Annotated in this window: 22 protein-coding genes and 1 tRNA gene; 17 read left to right on the top strand and 6 right to left on the bottom strand. The window is 35.8% G+C overall.

Going from position 1 to position 15,426, the window contains the following annotated elements:
* The first annotated feature begins 18 nt into the window (after window positions 1–18).
* The 5 genes from ACOQN3_RS07565 (at window position 19) to ACOQN3_RS07585 (ending at window position 1,814) form a co-directional block, all read left to right on the top strand.
* Complete coding sequence (locus ACOQN3_RS07565; RefSeq protein ID WP_420545867.1) at window positions 19–231, top strand: hypothetical protein; 213 nt, start codon at window positions 19–21, stop codon at window positions 229–231.
* A 48-nt stretch (window positions 232–279) separates the two neighbouring features.
* The gene (locus ACOQN3_RS07570) at window positions 280–411 is read left to right on the top strand and encodes a hypothetical protein (RefSeq protein WP_420545868.1); all 132 of its coding nucleotides are present in this window, start codon (window positions 280–282) and stop codon (window positions 409–411) included.
* A 63-nt stretch (window positions 412–474) separates the two neighbouring features.
* Entirely contained in the window at window positions 475–912 is a 438-nt protein-coding gene (locus ACOQN3_RS07575; protein ID WP_420545869.1) for a hypothetical protein, read from the top strand.
* Between the two features lie 101 nt (window positions 913–1,013).
* The gene (locus ACOQN3_RS07580) at window positions 1,014–1,553 is read left to right on the top strand and encodes an inorganic diphosphatase (protein ID WP_420545870.1); all 540 of its coding nucleotides are present in this window, start codon (window positions 1,014–1,016) and stop codon (window positions 1,551–1,553) included.
* A gap of 3 nt (window positions 1,554–1,556) precedes the next feature.
* On the top strand, window positions 1,557–1,814 hold the full coding sequence (locus tag ACOQN3_RS07585; RefSeq protein WP_420545871.1) for a UBP-type zinc finger domain-containing protein: 258 nt from the start codon (window positions 1,557–1,559) through the stop codon (window positions 1,812–1,814).
* Window positions 1,815–1,886: 72 nt separating this feature from the next.
* Here the strand turns inward: ACOQN3_RS07585 and ACOQN3_RS07590 are convergent, their stop codons facing one another.
* Window positions 1,887–2,078, bottom strand: a complete 192-nt coding sequence (locus tag ACOQN3_RS07590; protein ID WP_420545872.1) for a hypothetical protein — start codon at window positions 2,076–2,078, stop codon at window positions 1,887–1,889.
* Window positions 2,079–2,334: 256 nt separating this feature from the next.
* Here ACOQN3_RS07590 and ACOQN3_RS07595 point away from each other — a divergent pair, with 256 nt between their 5' ends.
* Entirely contained in the window at window positions 2,335–4,107 is a 1,773-nt protein-coding gene (locus ACOQN3_RS07595) for a M3 family oligoendopeptidase (RefSeq protein ID WP_420545873.1), read from the top strand.
* A 120-nt stretch (window positions 4,108–4,227) separates the two neighbouring features.
* Here the strand turns inward: ACOQN3_RS07595 and ACOQN3_RS07600 are convergent, their stop codons facing one another.
* Window positions 4,228–4,800 carry a hypothetical protein gene (locus ACOQN3_RS07600; protein ID WP_420545874.1) on the bottom strand — a complete coding sequence of 191 codons (573 nt, stop codon included), beginning with the start codon at window positions 4,798–4,800 and terminating at the stop codon, window positions 4,228–4,230.
* 83 nt (window positions 4,801–4,883) lie between these two features.
* Between ACOQN3_RS07600 and ACOQN3_RS07605 the strand changes: the two genes are divergently transcribed.
* Window positions 4,884–5,060 (top strand): hypothetical protein, encoded by a 177-nt coding sequence (locus tag ACOQN3_RS07605; RefSeq protein WP_420545875.1) that lies wholly within the window; start codon window positions 4,884–4,886, stop codon window positions 5,058–5,060.
* A gap of 136 nt (window positions 5,061–5,196) precedes the next feature.
* Window positions 5,197–6,366: a hypothetical protein gene (locus ACOQN3_RS07610; RefSeq protein ID WP_420545876.1), complete on the top strand. Its 1,170-nt coding sequence runs from the start codon at window positions 5,197–5,199 to the stop codon at window positions 6,364–6,366.
* Between the two features lie 4 nt (window positions 6,367–6,370).
* Here ACOQN3_RS07610 and ACOQN3_RS07615 read toward each other — a convergent pair whose 3' ends face one another.
* Window positions 6,371–6,922: a pyruvoyl-dependent arginine decarboxylase gene (locus ACOQN3_RS07615; RefSeq protein WP_420545877.1), complete on the bottom strand. Its 552-nt coding sequence runs from the start codon at window positions 6,920–6,922 to the stop codon at window positions 6,371–6,373.
* Between the two features lie 149 nt (window positions 6,923–7,071).
* On the bottom strand, window positions 7,072–7,299 hold the full coding sequence (locus ACOQN3_RS07620; protein ID WP_420545878.1) for a hypothetical protein: 228 nt from the start codon (window positions 7,297–7,299) through the stop codon (window positions 7,072–7,074).
* 104 nt (window positions 7,300–7,403) lie between these two features.
* Between ACOQN3_RS07620 and ACOQN3_RS07625 the strand changes: the two genes are divergently transcribed.
* From ACOQN3_RS07625 to ACOQN3_RS07660, 8 genes are all read left to right on the top strand, one after another.
* Window positions 7,404–7,478 (top strand) — tRNA-Thr (locus tag ACOQN3_RS07625).
* A 134-nt stretch (window positions 7,479–7,612) separates the two neighbouring features.
* Window positions 7,613–8,419 carry a DsbA family protein gene (locus tag ACOQN3_RS07630; protein WP_420545879.1) on the top strand — a complete coding sequence of 269 codons (807 nt, stop codon included), beginning with the start codon at window positions 7,613–7,615 and terminating at the stop codon, window positions 8,417–8,419.
* A gap of 106 nt (window positions 8,420–8,525) precedes the next feature.
* A complete protein-coding gene (locus tag ACOQN3_RS07635) occupies window positions 8,526–9,863 on the top strand; it encodes a DEAD/DEAH box helicase (protein ID WP_420545880.1) in 1,338 nt (445 codons plus the stop codon).
* A gap of 50 nt (window positions 9,864–9,913) precedes the next feature.
* Entirely contained in the window at window positions 9,914–10,147 is a 234-nt protein-coding gene (locus tag ACOQN3_RS07640; protein ID WP_420545881.1) for an Lrp/AsnC ligand binding domain-containing protein, read from the top strand.
* 33 nt (window positions 10,148–10,180) lie between these two features.
* Window positions 10,181–10,471 (top strand): hypothetical protein, encoded by a 291-nt coding sequence (locus ACOQN3_RS07645; protein ID WP_420545882.1) that lies wholly within the window; start codon window positions 10,181–10,183, stop codon window positions 10,469–10,471.
* On the top strand, window positions 10,468–11,169 hold the full coding sequence (locus ACOQN3_RS07650) for a hypothetical protein (RefSeq protein ID WP_420545883.1): 702 nt from the start codon (window positions 10,468–10,470) through the stop codon (window positions 11,167–11,169). The genes ACOQN3_RS07645 and ACOQN3_RS07650 overlap by 4 nt, the downstream gene beginning before the upstream one ends.
* Before the next feature lie 217 nt (window positions 11,170–11,386).
* Window positions 11,387–11,737: a hypothetical protein gene (locus ACOQN3_RS07655; protein ID WP_420545884.1), complete on the top strand. Its 351-nt coding sequence runs from the start codon at window positions 11,387–11,389 to the stop codon at window positions 11,735–11,737.
* A 243-nt stretch (window positions 11,738–11,980) separates the two neighbouring features.
* Window positions 11,981–12,301 carry a hypothetical protein gene (locus tag ACOQN3_RS07660; protein WP_420545885.1) on the top strand — a complete coding sequence of 107 codons (321 nt, stop codon included), beginning with the start codon at window positions 11,981–11,983 and terminating at the stop codon, window positions 12,299–12,301.
* Here the strand turns inward: ACOQN3_RS07660 and ACOQN3_RS07665 are convergent.
* Both ACOQN3_RS07665 and ACOQN3_RS07670 read right to left on the bottom strand, forming a co-directional pair.
* A complete protein-coding gene (locus tag ACOQN3_RS07665; RefSeq protein WP_420545886.1) occupies window positions 12,298–14,328 on the bottom strand; it encodes a thioredoxin domain-containing protein in 2,031 nt (676 codons plus the stop codon). The genes ACOQN3_RS07660 and ACOQN3_RS07665 overlap by 4 nt on opposite strands.
* A 109-nt stretch (window positions 14,329–14,437) precedes the next feature.
* The gene (locus ACOQN3_RS07670; protein ID WP_420545887.1) at window positions 14,438–14,995 is read right to left on the bottom strand and encodes a hypothetical protein; all 558 of its coding nucleotides are present in this window, start codon (window positions 14,993–14,995) and stop codon (window positions 14,438–14,440) included.
* A 112-nt stretch (window positions 14,996–15,107) separates the two neighbouring features.
* Between ACOQN3_RS07670 and ACOQN3_RS07675 the strand changes: the two genes are divergently transcribed.
* The gene (locus tag ACOQN3_RS07675; protein WP_420545888.1) at window positions 15,108–15,380 is read left to right on the top strand and encodes a hypothetical protein; all 273 of its coding nucleotides are present in this window, start codon (window positions 15,108–15,110) and stop codon (window positions 15,378–15,380) included.
* The last annotated feature ends 46 nt before the right edge of the window (window positions 15,381–15,426 follow it).

Here is a 15,426-nt window from a genome sequence, read left to right on the forward strand (position 1 = left end):
AACAAGTTAGATAGATACATGTATTTTCAGCAAGCAAAATTTGAAGCAGAATCATCAAGAGATAATCTCATAGAAACAATTCTTAAAAACAGAAACGATCTGGAAACAGTAAAAATTTCTGAAGCCATCAAAGATTTTGTAAAGAATCACGAAAGATACACAATTGAGAAGAAAAGATTGTTAGATAGAATTTCACAAGATGTGGCAAATCCAGACACTTTTACTTGCTAAAAGTCCGATGTTCAAGTTAAAATTAGACAAATACTAAACAACAATAAGATGAAAGCAAGATTTAACGGAAAATGTGTAGAATGCGGAGAGGCCATCAAAGTGGGAAAAGAGATAGTGAAAAATTCCAACGAAAAATGGGTTCACAAGGCATGTTCAGACTTGGAAGAAGAATTGCCATAGGAAAATCAATAGAACAAATTTGTAACAAATTTTTTAAATTACTTTGAATTCAAAAGTTCAAGAATGAAAGTAAAGTCAAGTGTTTTGTTGATTGCCTCAGTCATGACAGTATTTGGAATAATGATGATCCCAGGTAGTGTTTCAGCTGAAGTTGATGAGACCAACACCATAAGCACAACAGTAACTCCATTAAATGAAGAGGTCAGCTTGCAAAGAACCGTTACCACCATGAACATTCCAGAAGATAATGTTCTTCCATGGGGAACTGTAAAGGGATCTGCCTCTGAATATGCAGAGAGATACCCAGTAATCATACAATTCTATAAAGGTGAAGATCCAGTCCATTTTGCACAAGTTGATGTGAAGGGAGATGGTTCTTATGAATACAAATTCAGAGTGAGAAACCTAGACACAAACAGTGGACAATTTGTAAATATCTTTGAAGGTCAATACACGGTAAAGATCTTCAAGGTCATTCCAAATACCAACCTGCAAGCATAACTCTAGACAATCACCATCCATAGTTCATTTTTTTTATTATAATTAGTGCCTGAGAAATTCAGAGAATTCATATACTGAATATGGAGTGGGAGAGCTAGAAAATGAGCAAGAATTTTTGGCACGACATAGAGCCTGGAACAAATATTCCTGAAGTTCTCAATGTCATCATAGAAATCCCAAAGGGCTCTATGAACAAATACGAATATGACAAAAAACACAACATGATGAAACTAGACAGAGTATTATTCTCACCATTTCATTATCCAGGAGATTATGGAATTGTACCTCAAACATTGTCTGATGACGGAGATCCACTTGACGCACTAGTCTTGGTTACAAACCCCACATATCCAGGAATACTCATCGAGGCAAAGCCAATTGGATTACTTCAAATGAAAGACGATGGAGAGTTTGATGACAAAATAATTTGTGTCTCAATTAATGATCCTAGGTACTTTCACACTGCAGACATAACAGACATTGACGACCACTACCGTTCAGAAATAGGACACTTTTTCCAAGTTTACAAAGACCTGGAAGGAAAAAAAGTGGAAATCTTGGGATGGAAGTCTGCGCAAGAAGCAAAAGAAGTGATCATAGAATCAATAAAGAGATACAATAGCACTTTGAAGAAAGGCTGAGCAATGCCAGAAAAATGTCAACATTTTTCAAAAGAAGTAAAAGATACCTCTCCAAACACCAAGAGTTGTGAAGAGTGTGAAAAAGAGCACTTGCCAGTTGTAGCATTACGGATGTGTCTTACTTGTGGACATGTTGGATGTTGCGATTCATCAGTTGGAAAACATGCAACAAAACATTTTCAGGAAACAGGACATCCTGTGATGAAGGCAATTCCAGGAGACATTTGGAGATGGTGCTACATCCATGAAGAATATTATTGATTTTTTGAGAATATCAAAGATGTAGTTTTTTCATAGGTTTTAGAAAAATAATATCAGGGATTTAGGCAGAGATTATTTTTTAGATTTTCTTCTGCCTAGGGTTAGCCCACTGTAAAAAGAAGGACTTTCCACAAAACCCATAGGATTTTCTACAAACAGTGCGTTTTCTACTTGTTTTCCACAAGCACAAACTCCATTTTCAAAGGATTTACTAATCTGTCCACAACTAGGACACATCTTGTGTTCTTTTTGGTGTACCTTCATGATTTTTTTTCGAAAAAATTGTTTATAACTTCTGTGATAACATCGTTAACTTTGTTAACATCTTTTTTAGGCACAAGTCTCAATCACGATTATCCCTCAGACATGAAAACAGAGATTGTTAGGTATTAATAGATAGGTAATTTTGAATGAGATTACAAAAAATAAACAAAGAAAAGCAATGAAAAAGACACCAGCTGCAGTCTAAACTGGATTTATTTCGCTAATGATTTTTTAATAGTCACAAAATATCAGAGATATGTCAGAATACAAGCTAGGAGAATGGGATTTATCAGAACTTACAAAGGATCCAAACAGTAAAGAATTTCAAGAAAAGATTCAGGAACTTGAAAAACAAGCAAAGCGATTTGAAAAAACCAAAACAAAGTTAGACTCAAAAATGTCATCTAAGAAATTTGCAAATATTCTAAAAGAACTTGAAGAGATTTCAGAAAAAATGAGTAAGCTTGGAGGTTATGCATCACTTTCATATTCTGCAAACACCCAATCAGATGAGGCAACTTCTCTTTTAACAAGAATGTCAAAGCTCGGATCTCAAGTTTCAAACATGGTGTTGTTTTTTGATTTGTGGTGGAAGACAAAGATAGACAACAAAAATGCAAAAAGACTCATGCAAGATTCGGGTGAGCTTTCACATTATCTCTCACACAAAAGACTGTTTGCAAAATACTCTCTAAGCGAGCCTGAAGAAAAGATCATCAACACATTAGACGTAACAGGAATATCCGCACTGGTAAAGCTGTATGACAAGATAACAAACGCATACGAATACAAAATGAAGATAGGAAACAGGGACAAAATAATGACAAGAGAGGAGCTTACAAATTATGTACGCAGTACGGACCCAAAGATAAGAGAAAGAGCTTACAAAACAATCCTCAACAAATACATTGAAAACAAAGGCGTAATTGGGGAAATTTATCAAAATATCGTCTTAAATTGGAAAGACGAGGGAATTGAGCTAAGAGGATATCAAAGTCCAATTTCCATGAGAAACATAGGAAATGACGTAGATGATAAAACAATTGAATCATTACTTTCAGTTTGTAGAAAAAACTCTAATGTTTTTCAGAAATTCTTTTTGCAAAAAGCAAAGATGTTAAAGATGAAGAAACTCAGAAGATACGATCTTTATGCCCCATCTACTGCAAACATCAAAGAAAAAAACTATCAGTACAATAAATCAGTAAAACTGGTCTTTGAATCACTAGGAAAGTTCAGCGATACATTAGAAGAATATGCAAGAAAGGTATTCAATGAAAATCACATAGACTCTTCAATAAGACAAGGCAAAAGAGACGGAGCATTTTGCAGTACCCTTACACCAAAAATTACTCCTTATGTATTGGTCAACTTTACAGGAAAATCACGAGACGTGTTCACACTAGCACATGAATTGGGACATGCAGTACACAGTCAGGCTGCACAAGATAGATCAATCCTGGTTCAAGATGCACCATTACCATTGGCAGAAACGGCATCTACATTTTCAGAACTGTTACTGTATGACAACATTTCAAGTAAAATTTCATCAGATGAAAAGAGGATCATGCTTTCAGAAAAAATCGATGATCTTTACGCTACAATTCTAAGACAGTCATTCTTTACAATTTTTGAAATTGATGCACATGAACAGATTGGCAACGGTACAACAGTAGATGAAATTTCAAAAATATATCTGCAAAATCTAAAGGAACAATTTGGAACTTCAGTTGAATTATCCAAAGACTTTGAAATAGAATGGAGCTGTATACCACACTTTTACCATACACCATTTTATTGCTATGCATATTCCTTTGGAAATTTGTTGGCATTGTCATTGTTTCAGAGATACAAAAAAGAAGGAAAAGATTTTGCTCCGGCATACATTAGCATCCTTGCAGCTGGAGGTTCAGAGAAGCCAGAAAAACTATTGTCAGAGTACGGTTTTGACATAAGATCTCCAAAGTTTTGGCAAGAAGGATTTGATTATGTCAATGAACAAGTAAACACGCTAGCAAAACTTCAGTGAATTTTTTTAATAAATGGGGCTGACAGTCCAACGCAAGGACTGCCAGCTTTGTTCCCCGAACGGTTTGAATTCGATGTCAAAGACCGTAACAAGATAATTAGATTTAAACCTTTGATGCCGCTACTTTAGGTCCATTTTTTTTGGTTTGATTTTTCGGATAGTCCCTGTAAGAATTCCTATCGTGAATCCTAGTTGATAAAGAAAATACAAAAGAACCTCAAAAGCACTAGGAGTAAGATCCGTAAAACGACTGATTACAGTTAGAATTAACAGCAATGCGGTAAAAAAGAAGACAAAGGATTTTGTGATTCCATGGATTTGCGTGAATTTAAGCAAAACAAAGGTCATGACAGTTACAGAGATAGCCAAAATTGTAAGAAACCCTGTATTCATTCCAAAAATAAGAAAAAAAACTGAAAAAAACTTGCCAGAGCCTTGAGCAGACAGGCTCTCCAAACTGATTTTTTCAGGAGAAGCAAAGCGAGGTACACTCAATATTGCGTTTGCCAAAAAAAGTGCAAACAACGTGATTGAGACAGTTTTGAGATGGTTTTGTAGTCTCGGGAATCGAATGAGGATTGCACGTCCAATTATTATTCCTTGAAAAGTACCAATACCAAACGAGGCTAAAACTGCTATAACAGAAAATATAGGATCCTGAAATACATCAACAAGAACAGGAATCAAAGCCATTTGGATATATTACGCAGTGTTATCGCAGATATTAGCTAGTCGATAAACAATTGGCACAAACTAGGTTGAAAAAATATTTGACAATGATCGAACTAAATTTCAATAATGAACTTGAAATTGAGCATACATTAATCAGAAATTCCATGAAAGGCCTATGTCAAAAATGTCACTCATCAGGAGTAGAAGTAACGCTAACAGAAATATCAAGAAACGAATTAGGCAAGACCGAGATCCCATTGTGCGACAAATGCAAAAATTAGTTCAATAGATTACTTGACACAAATAGAACAAAATCAAGAGATCTAAAATAGATATTTTTTATCTAAAAATCAGTGTTTAGACAAAACGAGATCCATAGTAAGTAAATTTAATAAATTCATGATCAACGAAAAATCTATGAAAAGCATTTTTGTTCTACTCGGATTTGTTTTATTGGCGGGTTTTTCATACAATTCAGCGTTTTCACAAGAAATAGGTCTTGCAACATTTCAAGAAACAGCACAGGTAATAATAGACAAGAGTATCTCACAAGATATCTCAGCATCGATAACTTTACAGAGTACAAGTGTTCAAGAGATAAAAATTCCAGCAGAGTTAGAGCAAAAAATAAGAGAAAACAGCAGAGTCAATGCAGTCATACTTACCAATGAGGATCATTGTGTACTTGGAGTAGTAGATCAAGCATGCATAATGATAAACATTGAAAGAAGTCAGGAAAGTCAAGGAATAGTAGAAATTCAAGAGACAGCAAAAGAGATTGCTAGCACATACATTGGTGAAATCAATGATGCATTTGACACCGATGCAAAATTCTTCCAAGTTTATGTCCACACAGATGATCAGTCAAACAGGGTTCTAGATACGTCAGGTATTGTTTCAGGCAGAGGAGTAATTTCAGCAGTGTACACAATGCCTATGGAAGATACCAGTTCTATGTATGAAAAGATAACTGCAATAACTATTCCAAAAGAAATCAGAGATGCGGGAGGATTTTATGACATAGCAAAGAAAATGTCTCAAGAAGGTAATTCCAAAATGACATTATCTATAATTCCATTAGAGTCAAAGTCCCTAATGCAGTTAAAATTAGCAACAAGTTATCAAGATATTGCATCAGACATTACAAACGTGAGTCCACTAGAGTTTCTTAAAGTAGACAAAATAAAAAGATCAGATTATTTTTCAACTGGATTTTATCCCCTTAACTCATTAATCCAAGTTGTAGTCTTATCTCCTGAGGATACAGAAATCGCCAAAGTGAGGGGCAACATCATTCCAACAGAGGTCATAGACGGAGAAAAATTACCAACAGACATCACAAAACAAGGATGGGTTTTTGATCCAGACCAAGGACAAAGAATTCAAGGAAAATACATTTTCGGTGAAGAGTCAGAAGTGGAAAAAAGCAAGTTAGAGTTTTCATTAGGAGAAGAACAAGACAACAACATGACACCTCCACCGCAAGACAAGACAGATGCAGATGAATCACTTGTAGTGGTGGCAATAATCACAGTCGGGGCAGTCGGAGCAGCAATGTTTTATCTTAAAGGATATGCAAGAAAATAGTTACCTACACTAGTAAAACAGCAGCAGCAAAAACAGTAGTCCATTTTCCATCTTTGTCACCTTTGCTTGATTGCGTAATATTGTGCGTGTTGTAGATTTGTCCTGAAATAGACCATTGTTGTCTTTTCTCATCCCAATTTTTGTCAACATCAAAAGGGATACCCAGTGAGGAGGCCAACATCTGGGCTGCAATGTCTTCTGCATAATCTCCAGCCTGGGACTCATTTTGTCCAAATGATTCATACTCAGACAGATATCCATACCTACTGTTGTCTTTGGGTTGTGCAAGACCAACAGATGCAGAACACATACGGTGTGGTTCATTGGTTTGATTTTTCGAGTAAATTGTAAATAGAATCTGTCCAGGTTTGATTTGTTTGAGTCCTTCTTTTCTTGAGATTAATTTTGCCTTTGGTGGAAAAATACTTGAAATCAAAACAAGGTTAGTACCTGCAATTCCTGCATCTCTTAAAGCATATTCAAAGCTGGTTAGTCTATCTTCATGAACTCCTTTTCCTTTTGTAAGGAATAATTTTTTGGCAACAAGGTCAAGCATTTCAGATTGAGTGAAAGGGAGTTATTATTTATACTTTTTAAGAGAAGGCAATTTTTCAGGTGTTATTTCTTCAAATAATTATTTGAAAAAATGAATTTGCATAGATTTACAAAAATCAGTTGTTAGTAATGAGAAAGAAAAGAATCAACCTATCTATCTTTTTTCTTCTTTTTTCTCTTGTCAGGAACCTTGTTAGTTTGTGTCATAAGGATATAACCAAAAAAGAGACCCAACCCAAAGTTGATCACACCCATAAAAGTAAAAATCAGGGTTGCAGTAGGAGGAGCATAAACTATCCCAATAACCATTCCAATTGTACCAGTTGTGAAAAATAAGATCATCAAGACCTTTGCTCTAAAGGGCTGGACGTATTTCATACCAGATAACAAAATACAGCATTATTATAAATTGACGGTAGTAGAAATTCTGAAAAATTCAGCTGGTAACACTTTAAACCTTCAAAAATTTCATTGTACATCGTGCCAATGTAGCTCAGCCTGGCTAGAGCATTCGCCTTGTAAGCGAAAGGTCATGGGTTCAGATCCCATCATTGGCTTTATCAAATTTAGTAACTCAGAGTTACAGCCACTGAAGTAGAAGAATAATCAGAGACAACTTTTGAAATCAAATCAAGCCAACAAAATAATTTGGCAATACGAATAAGTAGTCCAGTTATTGGTACAAATTAAAATGAGTTCAGAAGATTTGTATACACCGTCTGGATCTGAGGATAAAGTATCAGTAAAAAAATCAGCTTTCAATGGTTTGGTTGCAGGACTAATCATAATTGTTGGGATTGCTGCATTTTTTGCAGGATCATACACAGCCAATCTGAGTTCAAATCAGTTAACTCAAGAAGATTTAGACCAAGCAATGGCAAAGCTAGAACTCAAACTATTACAAAACAGGCTTCCAACTGAGCAAGCAATGCCACCTGTAAAGATATCAGCAGATGATGATCCAGTAATAGGGGATCCAAACGCACCAATTACAATAATAGAATTCTCAGACTTTCAGTGTCCATTTTGCGCAAGGTTCCATGTTCAGACACTTCCATCAATTTATGAAGAATATATAGAACAAGGGAAAGTAAAACTAGTTTTCAGAGATTTCCCTATTCAAAATATTCATCCAAATGCATTGCCTGCAGCAGTTGCTGCCGAATGTGCAAACGAGCAAGGAAAATTCAAAGATATGCATGACATCTTATTTGAAACACAAAGCCAGTGGAACAAGATAGAAACAGTTGCTGCTCTTTCCTTGTTTAGCCAATACGCTTCAGACATGCAAATGGACCAAGAAAAATTTGAATCATGTATTGCAAGTGGCAAATACATAGAGGAGATCAGAAAAGACTTGGAAGACGGAAGAGACTATGGAGTTTCAGGGACGCCAGGATTTTTTGTAGGAAATGATGAGATAGGATACGTGGAACTAAAAGGTGCACAACCATTTGAGAGTTTCAAGAAAATTATTGATGCTCAATTAGGAGTGTAAAATAATAACAAGCGTTTATTAGACCTAAACCAAGCCAACAAGGCATCAGAAATAATGACGACCAAGCAATGAGCTTTATCGTCATTGCTTAAGAGAAGAAAACAAAATGACAAAATTTCAAGATTTAGAATTAAAGGAAGAAATCCTAAAAGGAATCAGAGAGCTTGGATTTGAAGAAGCATTTCCAATTCAGGAAGCAGTGATTCCAGTGTTGCTCACAGGAAGAGACGTAGTAGGACAGGCTCACACAGGATCTGGAAAGACAGCAGCATTCTCATTATCAATGCTACAAGAGATACAGCCAAGAAAAGGAATCCAGGGCCTGATAATGGCACCTACAAGAGAGCTCGCAATGCAGATTACAGATGAGATAAAGAAGTTTGGAAAATATACAGGAATCAAAGTGGCTACAGTTTACGGAGGTCAAGGAATGGGCATCCAACTGGATGCACTCGATAGAGGAGTAGAGATTGTTGTTGCAACACCAGGCAGACTAATAGATCATCTCAAAAGGGGATCTATCGAACTAAGAGACGTAACCCATATTGTACTTGATGAAGCAGACACAATGCTAGACATGGGATTCATTGACGATATTCAGTTTATCTTGGATTTAGCACCTGAAGAAAGGGTGATGTCCTTGTTTTCTGCAACCATGCCCACTGAGATTCTTCGACTTTCTGAAGAATATCTCAATAATCCAAAGCAGTTTCTTCTTGATGCAGATGATTTAAGCGGAGAGGGAATTGATCAGTCTTATTTAGTAATCAAAGACAGAGACAAATTCAAATATTTAATTGATTTTATAAAACAAACCAAAGGACAATCAATTGTATTTTGTTCAACAAAATATAGAACAAGAGATGTTGCAAAGTTTCTACATCAAGAAAAATTTGTTGCAGTTGCAATAGAAGGGGACATGTCTCAACACAGAAGAGAGCAATCAATGGCAAAGTTTAGGAGCGGCAAAGCAGACATTCTTGTTGCAACAGATGTAGCATCAAGAGGAATAGATGTTCCACGTGTGGAGCTTGTGATCAATTATGATGTTCCAAACCAAGAAATGGCTTACTTTCACAGGATTGGAAGAACTGCAAGAGCTGGCGCAAAAGGCAAAGCAATAACTTTTGTTTCATATTCATCAGTAGGAGATTGGAACATAATCAAACGCCAAATCAAAGTACCAATTAAAGATTTGAATCAAGAAATGGGAATAGAGATATCCATCCCAGATCCACTAAAGAGACAAATTCCTTCAAGAAGATACGGAGGAAGTGGCGGTGGTGGAAGCTCTTCAAGATCAAGTTACTCAAGAGGAGGAGGATATGGCAGAAGTGACCGCGGAAGAGACTCAAGAGACAACAGAGGCGGTGGAAGAAGAAAAAGGTTCAATGAAAATCGCAGTAGTGGAAGAAATAGCTATGGCGGTCGTAGCAGATGGTAATACTGTAAGACTTAAAGACTTCAGTAACATAGATACAACAAGGAAAAGTAATGCATAAAGGATTCATTTTATTGAATTGTGATCTTGGGTCTGAAGAATACGTTATTGACGAGTTAAAACAGATGGATGATGTCAGCAATGCATACCTAACATTTGGAGCATATGACGTGATTGCTGAAATTTATACAGATAGCCAGGAAGACTTTGAAAAAGCAATAGCATCTATCAGAAGACTTTCAAGAGTAGTCAGTACAATGACGCTAAACGTAATCAATCCCGAATAATTGTTATATGAGATAATTAGGATTTGATTCGAATTGCAAAAAATCGAATATGAAGGAAAGGTGTGGGTTCTAAACTACAACAATCCCCAACCTTTAGTTGATCATACTATTTTGATGTTAGAAAAACACGGAGTCAAACGTGAAGACATCGTATTAACAGAGACGCCAACAGTTGATGTCGGCTCCATCGTTGTAGAGGTCTGGCCATATGAACTCGTAATAGGAAGAGTAAGGTCAACTAGAAATGAATCATTTATCAGCGGTACAGAGTTTACAATCGAATTAAAGTTAGATGAAGAAGGAAATTATTTAGATTATCTTTGAAGAAAAAGAAAATTCAAAACATCGTAATTGCAGCAGTAGCAGTCATAATAATAGGCTCTATTGCAGCATACAATTATTCAGTAGACCAAACAAAGCAAAAGGGATTACAGTTTGGAATCAAGCTAGAGCAGATACAAGATGAAGTCAAGGAAATACAAACCAAGTTTTATTCAGAGAGGAACAAATGGGAAGAAGGAAGTATTTCAAAAGAGGAATTATTTGAATATTACGATAAACATGTTGCAGAATTCAAGGAGGTCATATCAAAATATGATGATCTTGAACCTCCAGAATTATTTGAGAGTTCAGTGGATTTATTGAAATTATCTTCTGAAACACAGCTTGAAAGTGATATTCAGTTTATAGAGTGGATAAAAACAGGAGATGATTCAGCAAAAATAAGGTCGGACACTCAATTTCAGGAATCACTAGAATATGAGATGCTAGGACTAGTAGAGTTTTACTCTGCAAAGACAGGTGTAAAAAACTTTGAAGAAGGAGAAAAATTTGATGCACCTCAGAGTGGCCTTACACAGAGAGTAATCGAGGTTTCAGAAGACATGAAAACCAGATGTGATGAAAAATTCAAGAATGCTCAAGGAGGTTTTGACTCAGACCAGATAGAGGTTGACTGGTTTAACTGTATTAATGAAGCAGAAAAATGGAAGATTGAGCATTTGCCATTTAACCAAAAATGAGAAAGGACAAAACCATATCAAACAATTTTTGCAACAGTTCCAGTACAGAACAAAAATCATTTGCAAGATGTCATTCTCAGAGAGACATGATTTTCAAAGAACAACTTAAGGGAGGCTAGAGCACGATTGTGTCAACAAAGGGCATTCTAAATGAATAAACAAGACACAAACAGTTTACCAAAGACAATTAAATAAACTAGCAATAGGAGGAGACAGCATGGCAATCTCCAAAGAAAACAAGGAATTCATAGACAGTTTAATTGATTATTACATTAGCGAGTCTGGGGCATACAAGCAGATAGCAGAAAATTTTGTTCCAGAAGTGGAATCAGTTCCAGATACAGCTTTTGGCATAATCACAGGGTGTGTATATTCAAGTTTTCTTCAAACGTATCAAAACCAGCAACAGACGCCCAGTTTGGAAGACATGAAAGAATTCAATGACATCATAAAGAAACGTGCTCCGCTGATAAAAAAATCCATACTAGACAACAAAGATGAACATAAAGAAGAAGAAAGCAATGAAGGAACAAATGTTCTAGTTAACAAAGACAAAGAAGAAGAATAAAGAAACCACAACAAAAAACCCATTAAAAACAAGGAATTGTCATTATGTCATCATCATTTTGCAATGTGAGAAAAAAAGCAAATTAGTTATAACGTTCATGTAAAAAACAAACTGAAAGAAATGAAGATTGATGGAAGCAAGATAATTTTCAGTTTGGGCGTTGCATCAGCAATGGTCTTTATGGGAATTGTGTTGTTTTTTGCAATTCGTTAAAGATAAATCACAAGGAGAAAACAAGGAAACATGTCTGCCACAAATGAATTTAAGATTACGCAGTTAGTGGACAATGGTCAAACAATTCAACTCACATTGATTGAAAATGTTTCAACAGAACCAATATCACAAAAACAGATGATAATAGAAAATGTTTCAAAAAAACTAGATTCAGAAACAAAAGAACAGGTAATGCCACTATTAGAGGCAATATTACAAGCCCAACCAACAGTCAAAATCAAAACATACCAACAGACACAAATTTCAATATCCATGCCAAGATCAAGATTTGACTCTATGGGCCGACCCCAAGTTGGAAGTACTATTGAGATAAACCTGAGAAAGATTTAGAGGTGAGACTGGACCTCATCAACCGTTTTTAGTGGCAGAGAACATGAAAAATTCTTACAGACAAAAACAGAGGTCTTCTCTTCAAATTGTTTTCCACCAAAAAATGGGAATTTTGACAAGTTTGTAAGCTGCTCAGGTTTTTTGATCATAACGATAAAAGAATTTGGAAGGTATTGGGCAGATAATGAATTACAGATATCAGAGTTTTCTGTATTGATAATGGTAATTTCAGTTGGGTTTTCAACATACATGGCAATAGTATTAAGAAGATATCCAAATCCAAATGGATTTTCTGCGGCCATTTGGGCCTGAGATTTCATTATTTTTGTGGCAATCTCAAGAAATTGGTTTTTCTGAGACAAGTGAAATAATCTGAGCATTACAAATGCAGATACAGAGTTTCCAGACGGCAATGACAAATCATAATTGCTTTTTGGTCGGATGATGAGTTTTTCATGATTGTCTGAAGTCATAAAGAAACTATTATTTTCAGAATCCCAGAAATGTTCAACCAGATGATCACCCAACTTCATTGCAAGGTTGAGATATTTTTCATCTCCTTCAATTTCAAATACATCAAGTAAGGCATTTGTAAAGTAAGAATAATCTTCAAGATAACCATCAATTTTTGCCACCCCGTTCTTGTATGTTCTTAGCAAGTTTCCGTCTTCAAACAGATTATTTTCAATAAAATCAATACAATTTTTTGCAGCATCAAGGTACCTTACGTCATTAGTGACACGGTAACCCTTTGCAAATGCAGTGATCATAAGAGAATTCCATGAAACAAGTATCTTGTCATCCAATCCGGGTTTAATGCGAGATGATCTATGTTTTAGTAATTTTTCAGAGCTTGATTTTAAAATTTCACGGACATTTTCTTCGGAGATTCCAAAATTAAAAGACACAGTGGAAATATTGAGATTGTTGCAGAGAATATTGTTGCCCTCCCAGTTTCCACCATCAGTAACGTCATAATAAAGACAAAAGACATCAGCATCTTTGCTGCCAAGAATTTCTTTGATCTCGCTTTTTGTCCAGACATAGTACTTGCCTTCAACTCCTTCAGAGTCTGCATCATATGCAGAATAGAATCCGCCTTGAGGAGAAGTCATCTCACGTAGGACAAAATCAAGGGTCTTCTGTAGTACCTCCAAGTAGAAAGGATCTTTTGTTATTTGATATGCCTCCACATAGTTTACTGGAATCAAGGCGTTATCATAAAGCATCTTTTCAAAGTGTGGCACTAACCACTTGACATCAGTTGAATATCTGTGAAATCCGCCACCTATTTGATCAAAAATTCCACCTCGAGCCATTTTATTTAGGGTTTTGAGGGCAAATTCATTGAATTTTGAGAGTCCAGAAAGTTTTGCATATCGGAATAAAAAGGAAACATTTGCAGCATTTGGGAATTTGGGGGCAGAACCAAATCCACCATATGTAGAATCTCCTAGCTGAAACAGATTCAATGCAGCCTCATCTAAGATTGTTCTTTCAAGATCAGATGGGACTTGTACTGATTCTGTCTTGGTTAATGCGTCAAGGAAATTTTCAGCAGATTTTTTCACATCATCTGGTTTTTCCTTCCAGGCTTGAGAGAGTTGTCTACAGATACTCCCAAATCCCGGGCGCCCATACGAATCAAGAACAGGAAAATAAGTTCCAACATAGAATGGTTTTTGATCAGGAGTAAGAAAGATACTCAATGGCCAACCACCTTGACCAGTGGCAATCTGGCATACTTTTTGATAAATATCATCAATGTCTGGTCTCTCTTCTCTATCTACCTTGATGTTTACAAAGTTCTCATTCATGAATTGTGCAACATCCTCATTTTCGAAAGATTCATGAGCCATCACGTGGCACCAATGACAAGAGCTATACCCAATACTTAGAAAGATTGGTTTGTTTTCATTTTTTGCCTTTTGTAGCGCTTCATCATTCCATGCATACCAATCTACAGGATTTTGTGCATGCTGAAGCAAGTAAGGACTAGTCTCATGAATAAGGCTGTTTTCAACCACACTAGGACATATTTGTTTGAATATTTGTACTTAGATAGTGTTGTCTCATGAGTTTTTTAAAAAAAAATAAGAATAGATTGTTTTTCAAAAACTAGTACATTTTGGTGTCCTATTTCGAAAGATCAATGTTGATTCTTAAAGCCTCGTTGATAGTTTGAATTACTTTTCCTGTTACTATCGGGCTTATAGAAAAGAATCCCCTATACATCCTATCTCCAATGTCTTCGGCAACCAATCCGAATGGACCTTCAGGCCCCCTTGTCACTACAATCCACATGTCTGAGATGTTTGTTCCATCACAGCTAACCACTTCAGTTGTTTGTGGTGGAAGTGGAGCCAATAATGGGTTGTTAAAATTACCAATTATCCAAGCTTTTGGAACTTTTTTCAGAATCTCAACATACCTGCCCTCAACATACTTGTATCTTTTCTCAGTCTCAAATGTTGCCAATAGTGGTGCGCGGTGTTTTACCGCATAGTTTTCAAGCAAAATGCTTAGTCGATACAGCTCTTTTGGGCCTGTTGTGAAATTGACATATCCAGCTGCCATGTATTCATCTAATGACCAAAGGATATTGTGGTCTGTAAGATCAGTTGATTCTTTATCAGACAAACCGGGAAATTGATTCCAGATTTCGTCCATGAAACTTTGGTATTTGTATTTCATGATTGATTCATGCATTTGAAGTATTTAACATAGTGATAAGTAGTTGAACTAGTGCTAAAATTATCATATTACTAAGAGATTGGTATTTTACCAACAACAGCATAATAAAAACATGAGGCAAATTTTTGTTGTATTTGCAGTTTGCATACCATTAATTTTAGCTGCAGTATTTATTACAAATGGTGTTGCCTCAAATAGTTTTCCGATGTTTAGAGAAACACCTTTTGACGAATCACAAATTTTGCAACAATCATACCAAGCAGGATTAGATCATTGTGAAAATAATTACGGAGATTTTGATACATTAGATAAGAAAAATGAGTATGAGGAATGCATTAGTTTAGTCGAGACATGGTATTCTGAAAATATTGAGAACGATGTATGAACAAATTTATTTTTCGTTGTATTGATAATCAGTTATTTTATAGAAT

The organism is Candidatus Nitrosopumilus sp. (assembly GCF_965223225.1).
Lineage (GTDB): Archaea > Thermoproteota > Nitrososphaeria > Nitrososphaerales > Nitrosopumilaceae > Nitrosopumilus.

Excerpts from the sequence above, each read along its gene's own strand:
- ACOQN3_RS07605 (WP_420545875.1), top strand. The coding sequence starts at position 4,884 with ATGATCGAACTAAATTTCAATAATGAACTTGAAATTGAGCATACATTA.
- ACOQN3_RS07585 (WP_420545871.1), top strand. The coding sequence starts at position 1,557 with ATGCCAGAAAAATGTCAACATTTTTCAAAAGAAGTAAAAGATACCTCT.
- ACOQN3_RS07675 (WP_420545888.1), top strand. The coding sequence starts at position 15,108 with ATGAGGCAAATTTTTGTTGTATTTGCAGTTTGCATACCATTAATTTTA.
- ACOQN3_RS07660 (WP_420545885.1), top strand. The coding sequence starts at position 11,981 with ATGTCTGCCACAAATGAATTTAAGATTACGCAGTTAGTGGACAATGGT.
- ACOQN3_RS07655 (WP_420545884.1), top strand. The coding sequence starts at position 11,387 with ATGGCAATCTCCAAAGAAAACAAGGAATTCATAGACAGTTTAATTGAT.
- ACOQN3_RS07610 (WP_420545876.1), top strand. The coding sequence starts at position 5,197 with ATGAAAAGCATTTTTGTTCTACTCGGATTTGTTTTATTGGCGGGTTTT.
- ACOQN3_RS07595 (WP_420545873.1), top strand. The coding sequence starts at position 2,335 with ATGTCAGAATACAAGCTAGGAGAATGGGATTTATCAGAACTTACAAAG.
- ACOQN3_RS07630 (WP_420545879.1), top strand. The coding sequence starts at position 7,613 with ATGAGTTCAGAAGATTTGTATACACCGTCTGGATCTGAGGATAAAGTA.
- ACOQN3_RS07640 (WP_420545881.1), top strand. The coding sequence starts at position 9,914 with ATGCATAAAGGATTCATTTTATTGAATTGTGATCTTGGGTCTGAAGAA.
- ACOQN3_RS07615 (WP_420545877.1), bottom strand. The coding sequence starts at position 6,922 with ATGCTTGACCTTGTTGCCAAAAAATTATTCCTTACAAAAGGAAAAGGA.
- ACOQN3_RS07635 (WP_420545880.1), top strand. The coding sequence starts at position 8,526 with ATGACAAAATTTCAAGATTTAGAATTAAAGGAAGAAATCCTAAAAGGA.
- ACOQN3_RS07580 (WP_420545870.1), top strand. The coding sequence starts at position 1,014 with ATGAGCAAGAATTTTTGGCACGACATAGAGCCTGGAACAAATATTCCT.
- ACOQN3_RS07570 (WP_420545868.1), top strand. The coding sequence starts at position 280 with ATGAAAGCAAGATTTAACGGAAAATGTGTAGAATGCGGAGAGGCCATC.
- ACOQN3_RS07590 (WP_420545872.1), bottom strand. The coding sequence starts at position 2,078 with ATGAAGGTACACCAAAAAGAACACAAGATGTGTCCTAGTTGTGGACAG.
- ACOQN3_RS07565 (WP_420545867.1), top strand. The coding sequence starts at position 19 with ATGTATTTTCAGCAAGCAAAATTTGAAGCAGAATCATCAAGAGATAAT.
- ACOQN3_RS07600 (WP_420545874.1), bottom strand. The coding sequence starts at position 4,800 with ATGGCTTTGATTCCTGTTCTTGTTGATGTATTTCAGGATCCTATATTT.
- ACOQN3_RS07620 (WP_420545878.1), bottom strand. The coding sequence starts at position 7,299 with ATGAAATACGTCCAGCCCTTTAGAGCAAAGGTCTTGATGATCTTATTT.
- ACOQN3_RS07670 (WP_420545887.1), bottom strand. The coding sequence starts at position 14,995 with ATGAAATACAAATACCAAAGTTTCATGGACGAAATCTGGAATCAATTT.
- ACOQN3_RS07575 (WP_420545869.1), top strand. The coding sequence starts at position 475 with ATGAAAGTAAAGTCAAGTGTTTTGTTGATTGCCTCAGTCATGACAGTA.